The organism is Marinobacterium maritimum (genome assembly GCF_039523155.1).
GTDB classification, from domain to species: domain Bacteria; phylum Pseudomonadota; class Gammaproteobacteria; order Pseudomonadales; family Balneatricaceae; genus Marinobacterium; species Marinobacterium maritimum.
Map to the genome: position 1 here is coordinate 156547 of NZ_BAAAET010000005.1, position 14992 is coordinate 171538.

Consider the following 14992-nt stretch of genomic DNA (forward strand, 5'->3'; position numbering starts at 1 on the left):
TTCCGTTAACGTCCCAGCACTGAGCGAGCGATCACTTCCTTCATCACCTCAGAGGTGCCGCCGTAGATGCGCTGTACACGGGCGTCGATGAAGGCACGCGAGATCGGGTATTCGGTGGTGTAGCCGTAGCCGCCGAACAGCTGCAGGCAGCCATCGGCCACGCGGCACTGCATCTCGGTCGAGGTGTACTTGGCCATGGACGCGGTAGCCGCATCCAGCTCGCCACGGGAGTACTCGGCGATGCACTGGTCCACGAACGCCTTGTTGACGCGGTAGTCGGTCTCCATCTCGGCGATGCGGAAGCGGGTGTTCTGCAGTTCCTTCAGCTTCTGGCCGAACAGGGTGCGCTCGTCGGCATACTGGATGGTCATATCCAGTGAGCCGCGGGCCGCACCGACACCGATGGCGCCGATCACCAGACGTTCACGCGGCAGTTCCTGCATCAGGTACACGAAGCCCTTGCCCTCTTCGCCCAGCAGCGCCGACTTGGGCACGCGCATGTTCTCGAAGAACAGCTCGGAGGTATCGCCGGAGTGCTGGCCGATCTTCTCCAGGTTGCGGCCCTTGGCGTAGCCCGGCAACGTGGTGTCGACCAGGAACAGGCTGACGCCCTTGGCACCGGCCGCCGGATCGGTCTTGGCTGCTACGATCACCATGTCGGCGTGCTGGCCGTTGGTGATGAAGGTCTTGGAGCCGTTGATCACGTACTCGTCGCCATCCAGCACCGCCGTGGTGCGCAGCGCCGCCAGGTCACTGCCGGCACCCGGCTCGGTCATTGCGATGGCGCCGACCACGTCACCGGAGACCATGCCCGGCAGCCAGCGGTCTTTCTGTTCGTCGTTGCCGAGATGGGCGACATAGGGCGCCACGATATCGGAGTGCACCATCACGTTGGTGGCCAGGGCACCGTAGCCCAGACGCGCCATCTCGGTGACCAGCATCACGGAGTATTCAAAGGGCACACCGCAGCCGCCGTGGGCTTCGGGGGCGTCGACGCAGAGCAGGCCTGCTTCGCCCAGGGTGCGCCAGAGTTCACGCGGGGTGATCTCGTCCTTTTCCCACTGTTCGTAGTAGGGTGCCACTTCGCGCTCCAGAGCGCGCAGCACCATTTCGCGAAAGAGTTCCAGTTCTTCCTGGTCGATTACAGCTGCATTCATCTCGCTCACCTTCTTTTACTCTTCCGTCGACTTACTTCGGTGCCATGCGCAGAGCGCAATCCAGACGGATGGTTTCGCCGTTCAACAGCGGGTTACGTACGATCTGGTCAACCAGCATGCCGAACTCGTCCGGGTTACCCAGTCGCTGCGGGAACGGCAGAGTAGCTGCCAGGCTGTCCTGAACTTCCTGCGGGAAGCCGGCCATCATCGGGGTCAGGAACAGGCCCGGCGCGATGGTGTTTACGCGTACGCCCTGCTTCGCCAGTTCACGCGCCGCCTGCAGGGTCATGGCCACAACACCGCCCTTGGACGCGCTGTAAGCCACCTGACCGATCTGGCCTTCGTAAGCCGCGATGGAGGCGGTAGAGATGATCACGCCGCGCTCGCCATCGGCATTCGCTTCGCGAGTCGCCATGTCAGCGGCGGCCAGACGCATGATGTTGAAGCTGCCTACCAGGTTGACCTGGATAACCTTGTTAAAGTTCTCCAGCGGCATGGGGCCTTCCTTGCCGACGATCTTGCCGGCCGGGGCGATACCGGCGCAGTTGACGGCGATGCCACAGGCGCCATGGACTTCACGCGCAGCGGCAAATGCCGCTTCTGCGCTCTCGGCGGAGGAAACGTCGCAGCGTACGAAGATGCCACCCAGTTCTTCAGCGATCTGGCGACCGCGCTCTTCATTCAGATCGAAGATGGCGACCTTGGCACCAGCAGCGGCCAGTGCACGGGCAGCGCCCTCACCCAGACCTGAGGCACCACCGGTTACGATTGCGGGTACGTTTTTGAAATCCATAACACTCTCACCTTTGTTATTCGTTTGGCTGCCGCCTGTGCGTCAGCGCCATATAAGGGAATGACCTAAGTGTGTATCAGGATCGGGGTGGCCACCATGACAATATTCGGCAGCAAATTTGGCAAAAATCAGCAATTGATGCGGGTGATCCCGATGGATCGGTGCTAAATGTTGTATGTGGCCCGGACGACCTTCGGGCATTTAGCGGAAGCCCCACAGGGAGTCGCAGCATGTCTCATCCTGTTCAGTTTAACTGGGAAGATCCCCTGCTGCTGGAACAGCAACTGACCACCGAAGAGCGCCAGATCCGCGATGCGGCGCGTGCCTACTGCCAGGACTCACTGCAGCCCAGAATCCTCAGCGCCTTCCGGGAGGAGCGTTTTGATCGGGATATCTATCACGAGATGGGCAAGCTGGGCCTGCTCGGCCCAACGGTATCCACCAAGTACGGTGGCGCCGGTGTCAATCACGTCGCCTACGGCTTGATCGCCCGCGAGGTGGAACGGGTGGATTCCGGCTATCGCTCGGCGCTGAGCGTGCAGTCATCACTGGTGATGTACGCCATCGAGGCCTATGGCACCGAGGAACAGAAAAAGCGCTATCTGCCCCGGCTGGCCCGTGGCGAATGGGTCGGCTGCTTCGGCCTCACCGAACCGGACCACGGCTCCGACCCGGGCTCCATGAAGACCCGCGCCAGGAAGATCGACGGCGGCTATCTGCTCAGCGGCCAGAAGACCTGGATCACCAACAGCCCCATCGCCGATGTCCTCATCGTCTGGGCCAAGTCTGATGCCCACGGCGGCAAGATCTGTGGTTTTGTCATCAAGCGCGGCGCCAAGGGCCTGACGACCCCGAAGATCGACGGCAAGCTGAGCCTCAGAGCCTCGGTCACCGGAGAAATCGTGCTGGATGAGGTGCTGGTCACCGAGGCCAACCTGCTGCCCTATGCCACCGGCCTCGCCGGCCCCTTCGGTTGCCTCAACAAGGCCCGCTACGGCATCGCCTGGGGCAGCATGGGCGCAGCCGAATTCTGCTGGCATGCCGCCCGCCAGTACACCCTGGATCGCAAGCAGTTCAACAAGCCACTGGCGGCCAATCAGCTGATCCAGCTGAAACTGGCCAACATGCAGACCGAAATCACCCTGGGCCTTCAGGCGGCGCTACAGGTGGGCCGGCTGATGGACAGCAACAACTGGGCGCCGGAGATGGTCTCGCTGATCAAGCGCAACAACTGTGGCAAGGCGCTGGAGATCGCACGCATGGCGCGGGACATGCACGGTGCGAACGGCATCAGCGAAGAGTACGGTGTGATGCGCCACCTGATGAACCTGGAAACGGTGAACACCTACGAGGGCACTCACGATATCCATGCCCTGATCCTGGGGCGAGCACAGACCGGGATTCAGGCGTTCTTTTGATCAGGTCTCTCGTTAGGCAAGGAAGTGTTTCTGCAGCTGCCCTTCCAGTTCACGGTTGAAGTGCTCGGCAGACTGCATATGTTCCCGCATCAGTTGTCGTGCCCGCTCGGCATCGCGCGCACGCAGGGCTTCCAGCAACTGTTTGTGATAGTTGAGGTTGGCGCAGGAAAACTCCTGCTGCTCCGGCAGCTGCGCCTTCTTGAAGATCACCAGGTCACGAATCATGTCGTTCAGGAAGCGGCCAATGAACGCCAGCATGGCGTTGTCACAGCATTCCGCCAGCACGACGTGAAACTCCAGTTCGGCAATACGCTGCTGCATCCGCTCATCAAAGTTGCGCGCCGGTGTTTCGCAGCACGCCACCAGTGACTCCAGCCGCGCAAAATCCTCCTCCTGCAGCCGTGGCGCTGCCAGTGCAGCGATTTCCGGTTCCACCAGGGTACGCAGGGCATAGATTTCGGGCCCCGTGGGCTGCTCGAAATGCAGAAAGTTGCGCAGCAGCTGACTGGCCTTTTCATAGGGCACCCGTTCCAGCACCGCACCGCCGTTGGGACCGGTCTTGATGCTGACCAGCCCCTGCACCTCCAGTGACTTCAAGGCTTCTCTGACCGTTCCCTTGGAACATTCGAACTGCTCCATCAGTTCACGCTCGTTGGGCAGGCGATCGCCCGGCTGCTTGCCGTTGACGACGACCCAGCGCTTGACGGATTCCACGATCTGGTCGGCGCGCTTGATGCGCTTGGGGGCTTCAAAGTCTTGTTGTTGCATGTTCTTGGGTGCCTGGGAGGGGATCAACATCCTGCCACAAATATGAAGATTTTTCGATCCGGGTTGTTTAATTCTATTTATTAGTATAAATACTATAGACAAGACTTGGCTGACAGCCGAGCTGCATGCGGTATCTGAAATAACAACAAACCAGCAGAGACGACTGATATGCAAACCAAACGATGGATCCGTTCAATCGGCGCCGCCGCCCTGGCCGGTGCTCTCTCCATGTCTGTCCAGGCATCCGACTACATCAACATCCTCACCGGCGGCACATCCGGGGTGTATTACCCGATGGGCGTGGCGCTATCGAAGATCTACAACGACCAGATAGACGGTGCCAAGGCATCAGTGCAATCCACCAAGGCCAGTGTGGAGAACCTCAACCTGATCCAGATTGGCCGTGGCGAGCTGGGTTTCGCACTGGGCGATTCGGTCAACTCTGCCTGGCAGGGTGACCAGGACGCAGGCTTCCCGCAGAAGCTGGATAAACTGCGCGGCCTGACCGCGATCTACCCCAACTACATCCAGATCGTGGCCAGCAAGGATTCCGGCATTCGCACACTGGCAGACCTGAGAGGCAAACGCGTCTCCGTCGGTGCGCCCCGCTCGGGCACCGAGCTTAATGCCCGTCGCGTCTTTGGTGCTGCCGGCCTGAGCTACGACGATTTCAGCCGAGTGGAATACCTGCCCTTCGGCCAGTCGGTGGAGTTGATCAAGAACCGTCAGATCGATGCGACCCTGCAGTCCGCCGGACTGGGCGTAGCGTCCATCCGAGACCTCAGTACTTCGGTCGATATCACCATCGTGCCGGTCAGTGCCGAGGTTGCAAAAGCGCTGAATAACCCGGCCTATATCTCCACCACCATCCCGGCCGGTACCTACGAGGGCCAGGATGCTGATGTCTCCACCGTGGCGGTGGTGAACTTCCTGGTCACCTCCACCAATGTGTCGGATGACTCTGCTTACCAGATGGCGCGTCAGCTGTTCGAGAACCGCGACCGTCTGGAAGCGGCTCATGCGGCCGGTCGTCAGATCAAGCTGGAAAACGCGCTGAACGGTATGCCGGTCCCCCTGCACCCCGGTGCCGAGCGCTATTACCGCGAAGTGGGTCTGATCAAGTAATGACACCCGGGGCACCTGCGGGTGCCCTCCTGATCTGCGGATAACGATATGACGGATGCAAGCACTCATCCGGTGCCCGAGACAGCACCGGAGGTCGAGACACGCGCAGCCACGCTGATCCGACCGCTTTACTGTATCGCCATCGCCTTTTCCCTGTTCCAGCTGTACACGGCGGTATTCACACCGCTGTCGAGCCTGGTGGTGCGCTCGGTCCATGTGGGCTTTCTGATCCTGCTGGCCCTGACGCTCTATCGTGCCAACGGCTCCGGCGAGAGCAAGGTGCCCTGGTACGACTGGCTGCTGGGCCTGACCGGCTTCGCGCTCGGTTTCTACCACTGGATTTTCGAAGCCGACATCATGTTGCGCTTCCTGCCGGAAACCCAGGACCTGATCGTTGGCACCCTGATGGTGGCGCTGGTGTTCGAGGGCGCGCGTCGCTGTATGGGCATTGGCCTGGCTGTGGTCTGTGGCCTGTTCCTGCTCTGGGGCCTGTTCGGCCAGTACCTGCCGGACCCGCTGGGCCATCGCGGCTACGCGCCTGATCAGGTGCTGCAGCAACTCTTCCTCGGCACCGAGGGGATTTTCGGTATCCCCACCTTTGTATCATCCACCTATCTGTTCCTGTTTATTCTGTTCGGCAGTTTTCTGCAGCAGGCCGGCATGGTCAGCCTGTTCAACCATCTGTCACTGGGCACCGTCGGCCACACCAAGGGCGGACCTGCCAAGGTAGCGGTGGTCTCGTCCGGCATCATGGGCACCATCTCCGGCTCAGGTATCGCCAACGTCGTCACCACCGGCCTGTTCACCATTCCGCTGATGAAGCGCTTTGGCTACCGCCCCGCCTTTGCCGGTGCGGTTGAAGCGACCGCCTCCATGGGCGGGCAGATCATGCCACCGGTGATGGGCGCTGTGGCGTTCATCATGGCGGAAACCATCGGCGCCCCCTATGTAGATGTAGTCAAGGCCGCCGCCATTCCGGCCGTGCTCTATTTCGCCACCGTGCTCTGGATGGTTCATCTGGAAGCGGGCCGTTGTAACCTGAAAGGACTGCCGAAAGAGGAGTGCCCGCGCCCGTTGCTGGCACTGAAGGAGCGCTGGTACCTGCTGCTGCCGCTGATGACTCTGGTGTGGCTGCTGTTCGGCGGCTACACCCCGCTGTTCGCCGGCACCATCGGCCTGCTGCTGACCGTGGTGCTGATTCTGGGCAGCGCCCTGTCCGGCCCTCTGCGCCAGACCTATATGAAAGTGGCCTTCTGGATTATGGTCGGTCTGGCCTGCTCGGCGTTTTTCAAGTTCGGTGCCGGTGCCATCTTTGCCCTGATCGGTGTACTGATCCTGCCACAACTGGTGCTCAAGGGCGGCCGAAGCACGCTTAAGCTCTGCCTCGACAGCCTGGCGCAGGGTGCGGTCAGCGCCACCGGTGTCGGTATCGCCTGCGCCGTGGTCGGTGTGATCATTGCGATCCTGACCCTGACCGGCCTGCCGATCACCATTGGCTCGGCCATCGTCGATATTGGCCAATCCAGCCTGTTCCTCAGTCTGGTGCTGACCATGCTCACCTGCATCGTACTGGGCATGGGGATCCCGTCGATTCCCAACTACATCATCACCAGCTCCATCGCCGGGCCGGTACTGGTACAGCTGGGTGTACCGGTGATCGTGGCGCACATGTTCGTGTTCTATTTCGGCATCATGGCCAACCTGACCCCGCCGGTTGCACTGGCTGCCTTTGCCGCCGCCCCCATCGCCAACGCCCCGGCCATGCGGATCTCGATGATCTGCCTGCGCATTGCCATTGCCGGTTTCCTGCTGCCCTTCATGGCGGTATATGCCCCGGCACTGATGCTGCAGGGCGACAGCCTCTGGATGAGCGTCTGGGTCACCTTCAAGGCCGTGTTTGCCATCGCCCTCTGGGGTGCAGCGGCCATCGGCTATCTGCAGGCACCATTGAACTGGACTGAACGGCTCTGGGCCACCGCTGCAGCGGGTTGCATGGTCGTCGCCATGCCGATTACGGACGAGATCGGACTGACACTGGGCGCCGCCTTCCTGGCCTGGCACTGGTTCCGGGTCCGTCGCGGCAGCAGCCTGGCTACGGAACCGGCCTGATATGAGCCTGCTGTGTATCGGACTACTGGCAGCCGCAGTGGAGATCCAGTGTGTTGAAACCGATGACTTCACTCTGCGCTGGCAGCATTCGGTGGAACACAGCGGCTGGTATGAAGAGTACCAACTGAGCGGCCAGCAGCTGCAGCTGGTGGAATCGGCCGTGCAGCAAAGCGGAGCGGGCATGGAGCCCGCCCCGGATGCCCGCCTGATCGATGGCTGGTGGGTCAGCCGCCCCGCTACACCGTTGAGCGTGCCGGAGCTGGTCCTGCCGGACTCGGCCTTCACTGGCCCCATGCATCTCTGCCTGCAGGAGACTTGCCAGCCGCTGCGCAGCTGGCTGACTGGACACGAGAATTCAACCGCTCCGGTGCGCCTGTTCGCCGGAGAACAACCGCTATCACAAGACGATCACTAGACCCGTCGGGAGTACACAGATGTCAAACTTTGCAAGCTTCAACTGGGATGATCCCTTGCTGCTGGAACAGCAACTGACCGAAGAGGAACGCCAGATCCGCGATGCGGCCCGCGCCTACTGTCAGCAGTCACTGCAGCCCCGCGTACTCAGCGCCTTTCGCGAGGAGCGTTTCGACCGGGAGATCATGAAGGAGATGGGCGAGATGGGCCTGCTCGGCCCTACCGTTGCCGAGGAGTATGGCGGTGCCGGTGTCGGCCATGTCGCCTATGGCCTGATCGCCCGTGAGGTGGAGCGCGTCGATTCCGGCTACCGCTCGGCCATGAGCGTACAGTCTTCGCTGGTGATGTATCCCATCGAAACCTATGGTTCCGAAGAGCAGAAGCGCAAGTACCTGCCCAAACTCGCCAGTGGTGAATGGGTTGGCTGCTTCGGCCTCACCGAACCGGACCACGGCTCCGACCCGGGTTCCATGATCACCCGCGCCGTGAAGGTGGACGGCGGCTATCGGCTGACCGGCCAGAAGATGTGGATTACCAACAGCCCCATCGCCGACCTTGCCGTTGTCTGGGCCAAGTCTGAAGCCCATGACGGCAAAATTCGCGGCTTTATCGTCGAGCGGGGTACCGAAGGTTTTTCGACACCCAAGATCGAAGGCAAGCTGAGCCTGCGCGCCAGCATCACCGGCGAAATTGTGCTGGATGAGGCCTTCGTACCGGAAGAAAACCTGCTGCCCAACGCCAGTGGCCTGGCAGGTCCCTTCGGCTGCCTGAACAAGGCCCGCTTCGGTATCGCCTGGGGCGCCATGGGGGCTGCCGAGTTCTGCTGGCACGCGGCACGCCAGTACACGCTCGATCGCAAGCAGTTCAACCGGCCTTTGGCTGCAAACCAGCTGATCCAGCTGAAACTTGCCAACATGCAGACCGAAATTTCACTGGGCCTGCAGGGCGCGCTGCAGATCGGCCGCCTGATGGACAGCGGCAACTGGGCGCCGGAGATGGTCTCGCTGATCAAGCGCAACAACTGCGGCAAGGCACTGGATGTGGCTCGCATGTCTCGTGACATGCACGGTGGTAACGGCATCTCCGACGAATTTGGCGTGATGCGCCACATGGTGAACCTGGAGACCGTCAACACCTACGAAGGCACCCACGACGTGCATGCGCTGATTCTGGGCCGTGCCCAGACCGGCATTCAGGCTTTCTTCTAACGCCTGCCGGCGGCCTGCGGGCCGCCAGCCCTGGAGGTGAAAAATGGATAAACCCCTTGCAGGTATCCGGGTACTGGATCTGTCTCGTATCCTGGCAGGCCCCTGGTGCAGCCAGCATCTGGCCGATCTGGGTGCCGAAGTGATCAAGGTGGAACACCCGACTCGAGGCGATGATACCCGTAGCTGGGGCCCGCCCTATCTGAAAGACACCAGGGAAGCGGCCTATTTTCTCAGCGCAAACCGTGGCAAGGAGTCGGTTGCCATCGACATCGCCCACCCGGAGGGTCAACAACTGATCCGGGAGCTGGCTGCTCAGGTGGACGTGGTGCTGGAGAACTTCAAGGTGGGTGGCCTGGCCCGCTACGGTCTGGACTATGCCAGCCTGAAAGCCGTAAAACCGGATCTGATTTATTGTTCCATCACGGGTTTTGGTCAGGATGGCCCCTACGCCGAGCGGGCCGGCTACGACTTCCTGCTGCAGGGCATGGGCGGCTTGATGAGCCTGACCGGACAGCCCGAAAGCCTTCCCGGCAGCGAGCCGGTCAAGGTTGGCGTGGCAATTACCGACCTGTTTACCGGCATGTATGCAGCCACGGCGATACTGTCCGCACTGCTGCAGCGAAACCGCACCGGCGAGGGTACCTGGATCGACCTGTCACTGCTGGATGTACAGGTCGGCGTACTGGCCAACCAGGCGATGAACTACCTGACCACCGGCGTTTCACCACAACGTCTGGGCAATGCCCACCCCAATATTGTGCCTTATCAGGTATTTCCCAGCGCCGATGGCCACATTATTCTGGCGGTGGGCAACGATACCCAGTTCCAGCGTTTCTGCACCCTGGCGGGCATACCGGAACTGGCCGAAGACCCGGCTTTCGCCACCAATCGCAGTCGGGTTGAGCACCGGGAGCAGCTGATCCCGCAACTGAGCGCCCGCATTGCCGAGCAGCCTTCAGCCTTTTGGCTGGATGAGCTGGAGAAAGTCGGCGTGCCCTGTGGCCCCATCAACAACCTGGAGCAGGTATTCGCCGACCCGCAGATACGCCATCGAGGCATGCGTATCGAGCGTCCGCATCCGAAAGCCGGGACAGTCCCGCTGGTCAGCAACCCCATAAGGTTTAACGGTAGCGCCCTGAACGCCGACAGCGCGCCACCCGCTTTGGGCGAACACACACTGGAAGTACTGCAGCGCCTGCTGCCGGATCAGTGCTCGAAACTGGATCAGCTCAAGGCCGAAGGCATTATCCGCTGACCGGTTTGACGAAGCAGACCACATCCCCGTGCGGATACTCGGGTATGCTACCCCAGCGCTGGCCCAGCCAGTTGAAGCTGGTTTCGGCAAAGAAGGTGATATGGGTGGGGTCGTTACGGTAGTGCCAGCTGCGAAAACGCTCGTCATCCAGCACCCGCTTGGTCTGCAGCACCAGCAGGCCGCCGGGCGCCAGCATTGACCAGAGCTGGTCCAGAATGGGCAGTGGTTCGGCCAGGTGCTCAACCACCTCTGTACTAGTGATGAAATCGTACTGCCGATCCAACACGGCTTCATCCGGATGAAAATACTTGTCGTACTGCGCCATCTCGTAGCCCGCTTCTCGCGCCATTGCCACCAGCGCTGGCCCCGGGCCGCAGCCGAAGTCCAGCCCTTTCGCCGGTACCGGCTTGTGCTTCAGTACCTCATCAAAGGCGCGGGACAGAAAGCGACGGTAACCCGGATCATCGACCTCGTTCTGGTGATCATCGTAGATCGCCTTCTCGCCTGCTTCAGACAGACGCTGGACAGGTTCCAGATGGACCAGGCCACAGTGTTCGCAGCGATGATAGAGTCGCTGCTTACACTGGATCGGATACAGAGATTTTGCGCTACACAGCGGGCAGTGATTCTGGCTCATTGCAGCTGGAACTCCACCGGCTGCAGCAACTCGGGTGCCTGATCGCCCAGCGCCTCGGCCACGCTGATCTCGTTGATACGGCAGATCGCGTCCAGTGGCAGATCGTTGGAGTCGCGGCCAAAAGGAAACTCCAGCTGCTCTGACAGGCGATCCAGGCCGAAGAAGGTATAGGCCACGATGGCGGTAAACACCGGCGTGAACCAGCCCGCGGCCCCCACCAGACCAAAGGGCAGCAGATAACAGTAGATGTAGGCGGTACGGTGCGCCAGCAGCGTATAGGCGAACGGCAACGGCGTATGGGCGATACGCTCGGACGCCGCTTGAACCCCGGACAGTGCATGCAGATGCTTGTCCAGCGCCGCTGCCGCGATAGTATCCAGCCGCCCGGCCTGCAGCTCATCAGCGATCAGTTGCCCGGCCTGCTGCAGCATGAACTCGGCCGGGTTGCGTTTGGCCAGCGCTTTGTCCGCCAACTCGGACGACAGCGCTGCAGGCAGATCAGCCCTCACGTCTTCCCCCCGCAACTGCCCCCTTAGCAGATGAGCGTGGGCCAAAACACACACCATCAGCTGACGACGCGGCTCCGGCTGCAGATAGATACCACTGGCTCGGGCCAGGCTGCGTACTTCATAGACCATCTGCCCCCACTGCTTGCGCGCCTCCCACCAACGGTCATAGGTGGCCGTGTTGCGCACACTGAGCAGGATCGACAGGGCGATGCCCAGCAGGGTAAACGGCAACAGGGTATATTCGACGATGCCATCCAGATAGTGGTGGCGCGCCACCCAGGTCACGGCACAGGCAAAAAGACCGGCAAGGAGAATATGTGGCAGGACATGGGGAACAACCGAGCCTTTCCAGGCCAGCATCAACCCCAATGCACCGGGGCGCTTACGAACGATCATGAAAGGGGAACTCCCGAGCAGCTGGAGGGCACAGATAGTGTCACAGCTACCCGGGATAGGAAAGGTATCAGGCGCGGGACATCACTCGACGGCGTGTGCTGACACCCTGTTTCAGTTTGTTCAGGCGTGCAATCCGGGCCATCACCAGCAGTTCCACTACACCTGCTGCGATCAAAATATCGAACACGTTCGACTGATCCGCAAAGATGGAATGGATAGAAGCTCCTTCTCCTGTTGCCAGTGCATAGATGCAAACGGCGATAACCAACGTAGCGGCCATAGAGATCAGGTTGTACTTGAACAGGTGACGCTTGATCTCGGCAACTGATTCGCGCTTGCCAGGTCTCATTTTCTCTCTCCTTTAGAGTTCATTATTTGAACAATTAAAGCGAGAGTGATTTTGGACCCGAGACCCAAACCCCACCAGTGTCCCGAATAGCGACACTTATCAGGGAACACCCTAAACACCCGTTCCAATTCGCATTTTGATGCACGTTTTGGGTGCGCAACATGCCATTTATTCATTTTGAATTCAGAATTTTGCGCCGTCCTCCAACCGTAATATTGCTGAAAAAATGACAAAAACACCTAAAAAAACACTATTTATCTTTTATTTACAACATGTTACTTAAAGACCACTCAAGATAGGATGTTTTTATCCTTCACTCCGTCTCTGTTCACCTGTGGAAACAAGTACCATCCAATACGTTGAAAAATGGCGACAAGCCAAAACAGGAAATTTTCAGTTTTTTGTGTTGCATCAACAAACCGGGTCTTCAACAGCCTCCGGGCAGTCGTTCGTCTTCACTAGAGCCGGCCTCTGCCACAAAAAAGGGCTGCCCAATGGACAGCCCTCTTGTCGTATCGGTGGCTAACTCTGTTGCTTAAAGCTGGCCCAGCTTCAGCCAGAGCGTTTCGCCTGAGCTGTCGTCGACACCATCATTGTCAGTCACCAGGTAGCCGTTGCCCTTGGCATCAACAGCAAAGCCTTCAACCTTGTCAGTGACGTAGCCGTTCAGGGATTTCAGCTCCGGAATCAGATCGCGCACCAGCGTCTTGGTAATCACCGGCAAGGTCTGCCCCAGGGCCTGCGGCTTGAGTTCTGACAGCGCCACTTTATATAGACGCTTGATCGCCGCCTTGTCACCGATCTGGTTATCACGCTCGATCACATAGAGATGGTCGTTGTGCAGTTCAAGCTCGGACAACCCAACCCAGCCTCCGGCCGCCTGTTCCAGCGGATAGTGTACCGCTCCCCAGGTTTCTGTTTTCAGGTTGTAGGCCAGCAGCTTGGCATGATGATCGGCATCATCAGCCCAGGGACGCTGGATCGCGACCCACAGCGTATCATGCACCAGGGCAATACCTTCGGCGCCAAAGCGAGTCTGGTGTTCCAGCAGCGCTTCCGGCAGAGCGATGGTACGAGTGATCTCACCCTCGGCATTCACATGATGCAGTGCATGCGGCACTTCTTTCTTGGCATTACCCTCGGAAGCCAGCCAGAAGCCGCCCTTGCCGTCTGCCACGATGCCTTCAAGATCCAGCTTCTTGGCGGTTTTGCCATCACGCGTGATCTCGGTCACTGCGGTGATTTTCGCCGGCTTCTGGTTGGCATCGATGGTGAAAATGCGCGGCTGCGACTTGTAGAAACTGTCATTGACGGCGTACAGAATACCCGGCTGTTTCGGATCGGCCGTCAGACCCGACAGGGCACCCCAACCGATCGGCGCACCAGTCGCATCATTGTCGGACACCAGCTGCGGATACTGCGCTTCATCGGCAGACAGACGGAACAGCATCACATGCGCACGTGCACCGCCATCTTCGATCAGATCCTTCTCGTTGGCACTGATCAGCAGACCACGTTCAGGGATGGCTACGGCAGATTCCGGCGCAATGCCGGACGGCAGCAGCTGAACGAACTCCGGATCGGCACCGGTATCACGGTAAACACCGATGACCGAGCCGCGCTCAGACAGCACGAAGATGAAGGTATCATCGCCAAAACGGGCCACTTCCAGGCCTTCCGGCTCGCCGCCCTTCTTGCCTGAACGCTTGTCCGGGTAATGACCGGCACGGATAACTTCATGTTCAAAGGCAGCACCCGCTTCAAACAGTAGACGGCCATCCTTGTGGAAGATGCTGAAACCACGAGCACCGCCCTGGTAGTCACCTTCGTTGGCAATGACGAAACGTTCGTCATCCAGCCACTTGACCGCATCCGGCTCACGCTTCACGCCCTGCTGGCTTTCGGTAAAGGTCAGAGCACCATCTTTCTTGGTGTCGATTTGCTGCAGATCGACGCTGCCGGCAGAGAAATGGTTGATCACCTTGCCAGTGGTCGCATCGACGATCACCAGGTGGTTGTTTTCCTGCAGGGTGACCACGACTTCGCCCAGGCTGTTGAAGTCGACGAACTCCGGTTCCGGGTCGGTCGGCGCGATCTCGGCCAGACCGGTCAGGTCAACGCGCTTCAGGTTGGCGCAATCCAGCTGATCGCCCTTGACCGGCACAATTACCAGATCGCCGGCCGGCATCTGGGGAATCTGACCGTCGTTCAGGTCTTCATCACGCTCGTTCTCGATGGCGACAGCGATCAATTTATGGTCTTTGGAGACGGCAACTGAGTCAGGCTGTCCGCCCAGGTCACAGCGGCTCTCGATCTTCTTGCTTGCTGGTGATACCAGTGCAAGGAAGCCAGCGGGTTCGACATAGCTGCCCGAGGTGTTCACGGCCGTCACAACACGGTTACCCAGTGCACTGACCGATGTCGGCTCACCAGACAGATCAACAAAACCTGCCGGTTTCGGCTGCTCCGCCTGACGGATATCGACAAAACCCAGGCCGCCGCGAGGGCTGTCCGAGTACACCAACATCTGCCCATCAGCCGTTGCGGTAATGATCTCGGCAGAGGTTTCCTGCTGCAGATCATCAGCTGACAGATTCTGACTGACCGGGAAGCTGGCAATGCGATTGAACTGGTCGGCATGAGCACCGGTCGCGGCGATCGCCAAGGCCAGTACAGATAAACGAGCGGCAAAAGACGGCATGGTGAAAGCACCCTTTTTTGAATGAAGCCCCGCACCCTAATTCAGGAAAATGACAAATAAGTTATACCAACTTAAATGTTCATTTATTAACCAGAAACATAAAAAGCAATATTTACAACCTTAACAGAACATAAACAGATTTGTAACATTTGA

Annotated in this window: 13 protein-coding genes; 6 read left to right on the forward strand and 7 right to left on the reverse strand. The window is 59.6% G+C overall.

Annotated elements, in window-relative coordinates; all coding sequences use genetic code 11:
* Positions 1-5: 5 nt before the first annotated feature.
* Both ABD013_RS16330 and ABD013_RS16335 read right to left on the reverse strand, forming a co-directional pair.
* Complete coding sequence (locus ABD013_RS16330; protein ID WP_343808407.1) at positions 6-1157, reverse strand: acyl-CoA dehydrogenase family protein; 1152 nt, start codon at positions 1155-1157, stop codon at positions 6-8.
* A 31-nt stretch (positions 1158-1188) separates the two neighbouring features.
* Complete coding sequence (locus ABD013_RS16335) at positions 1189-1950, reverse strand: SDR family NAD(P)-dependent oxidoreductase (RefSeq protein WP_343808410.1); 762 nt, start codon at positions 1948-1950, stop codon at positions 1189-1191.
* Positions 1951-2180: 230 nt separating this feature from the next.
* Between ABD013_RS16335 and ABD013_RS16340 the strand changes: the two genes are divergently transcribed.
* Positions 2181-3368 carry an acyl-CoA dehydrogenase gene (locus tag ABD013_RS16340; protein WP_343808413.1) on the forward strand — a complete coding sequence of 396 codons (1188 nt, stop codon included), beginning with the start codon at positions 2181-2183 and terminating at the stop codon, positions 3366-3368.
* 12 nt (positions 3369-3380) lie between these two features.
* Here ABD013_RS16340 and ABD013_RS16345 read toward each other — a convergent pair whose 3' ends face one another.
* A complete protein-coding gene (locus ABD013_RS16345; protein ID WP_343808416.1) occupies positions 3381-4166 on the reverse strand; it encodes a FadR/GntR family transcriptional regulator in 786 nt (261 codons plus the stop codon).
* Between the two features lie 138 nt (positions 4167-4304).
* Between ABD013_RS16345 and ABD013_RS16350 the strand changes: the two genes are divergently transcribed.
* Genes ABD013_RS16350 through ABD013_RS16370 form a run of 5 tightly spaced genes read left to right on the forward strand, consistent with a single transcriptional unit; the run spans position 4305 to position 10247 of the window.
* Positions 4305-5261, forward strand: a complete 957-nt coding sequence (locus ABD013_RS16350; RefSeq protein ID WP_343808419.1) for a TAXI family TRAP transporter solute-binding subunit — start codon at positions 4305-4307, stop codon at positions 5259-5261.
* Between the two features lie 48 nt (positions 5262-5309).
* Positions 5310-7370 (forward strand): TRAP transporter permease, encoded by a 2061-nt coding sequence (locus ABD013_RS16355; protein ID WP_343808422.1) that lies wholly within the window; start codon positions 5310-5312, stop codon positions 7368-7370.
* A gap of 1 nt (position 7371) precedes the next feature.
* Positions 7372-7785, forward strand: coding sequence for a DUF1850 domain-containing protein (locus ABD013_RS16360; protein WP_343808425.1), 414 nt, complete (start codon positions 7372-7374; stop codon positions 7783-7785).
* 19 nt (positions 7786-7804) lie between these two features.
* Positions 7805-8992, forward strand: coding sequence for an acyl-CoA dehydrogenase (locus ABD013_RS16365; protein WP_343808428.1), 1188 nt, complete (start codon positions 7805-7807; stop codon positions 8990-8992).
* A 43-nt stretch (positions 8993-9035) separates the two neighbouring features.
* Positions 9036-10247 carry a CaiB/BaiF CoA transferase family protein gene (locus ABD013_RS16370; RefSeq protein ID WP_343808431.1) on the forward strand — a complete coding sequence of 404 codons (1212 nt, stop codon included), beginning with the start codon at positions 9036-9038 and terminating at the stop codon, positions 10245-10247.
* On the opposite strand, the gene ABD013_RS16375 is transcribed toward ABD013_RS16370, so the two are convergent.
* The 4 genes from ABD013_RS16375 to ABD013_RS16390 all read right to left on the reverse strand — a co-directional run bounded on the left by ABD013_RS16375 (position 10237) and on the right by ABD013_RS16390 (position 14839).
* Complete coding sequence (locus tag ABD013_RS16375; protein ID WP_343808434.1) at positions 10237-10884, reverse strand: class I SAM-dependent methyltransferase; 648 nt, start codon at positions 10882-10884, stop codon at positions 10237-10239. The two genes, ABD013_RS16370 and ABD013_RS16375, sit on opposite strands and share 11 nt — an antisense overlap.
* Positions 10881-11789: a bestrophin family protein gene (locus ABD013_RS16380; RefSeq protein WP_343808437.1), complete on the reverse strand. Its 909-nt coding sequence runs from the start codon at positions 11787-11789 to the stop codon at positions 10881-10883. The genes ABD013_RS16375 and ABD013_RS16380 overlap by 4 nt, the downstream gene beginning before the upstream one ends.
* 67 nt (positions 11790-11856) lie before the next feature.
* Positions 11857-12138 carry a hypothetical protein gene (locus ABD013_RS16385; protein WP_343808440.1) on the reverse strand — a complete coding sequence of 94 codons (282 nt, stop codon included), beginning with the start codon at positions 12136-12138 and terminating at the stop codon, positions 11857-11859.
* A 535-nt stretch (positions 12139-12673) separates the two neighbouring features.
* A complete protein-coding gene (locus ABD013_RS16390; RefSeq protein ID WP_343808443.1) occupies positions 12674-14839 on the reverse strand; it encodes an esterase-like activity of phytase family protein in 2166 nt (721 codons plus the stop codon).
* Between the last annotated feature and the right edge of the window lie 153 nt (positions 14840-14992).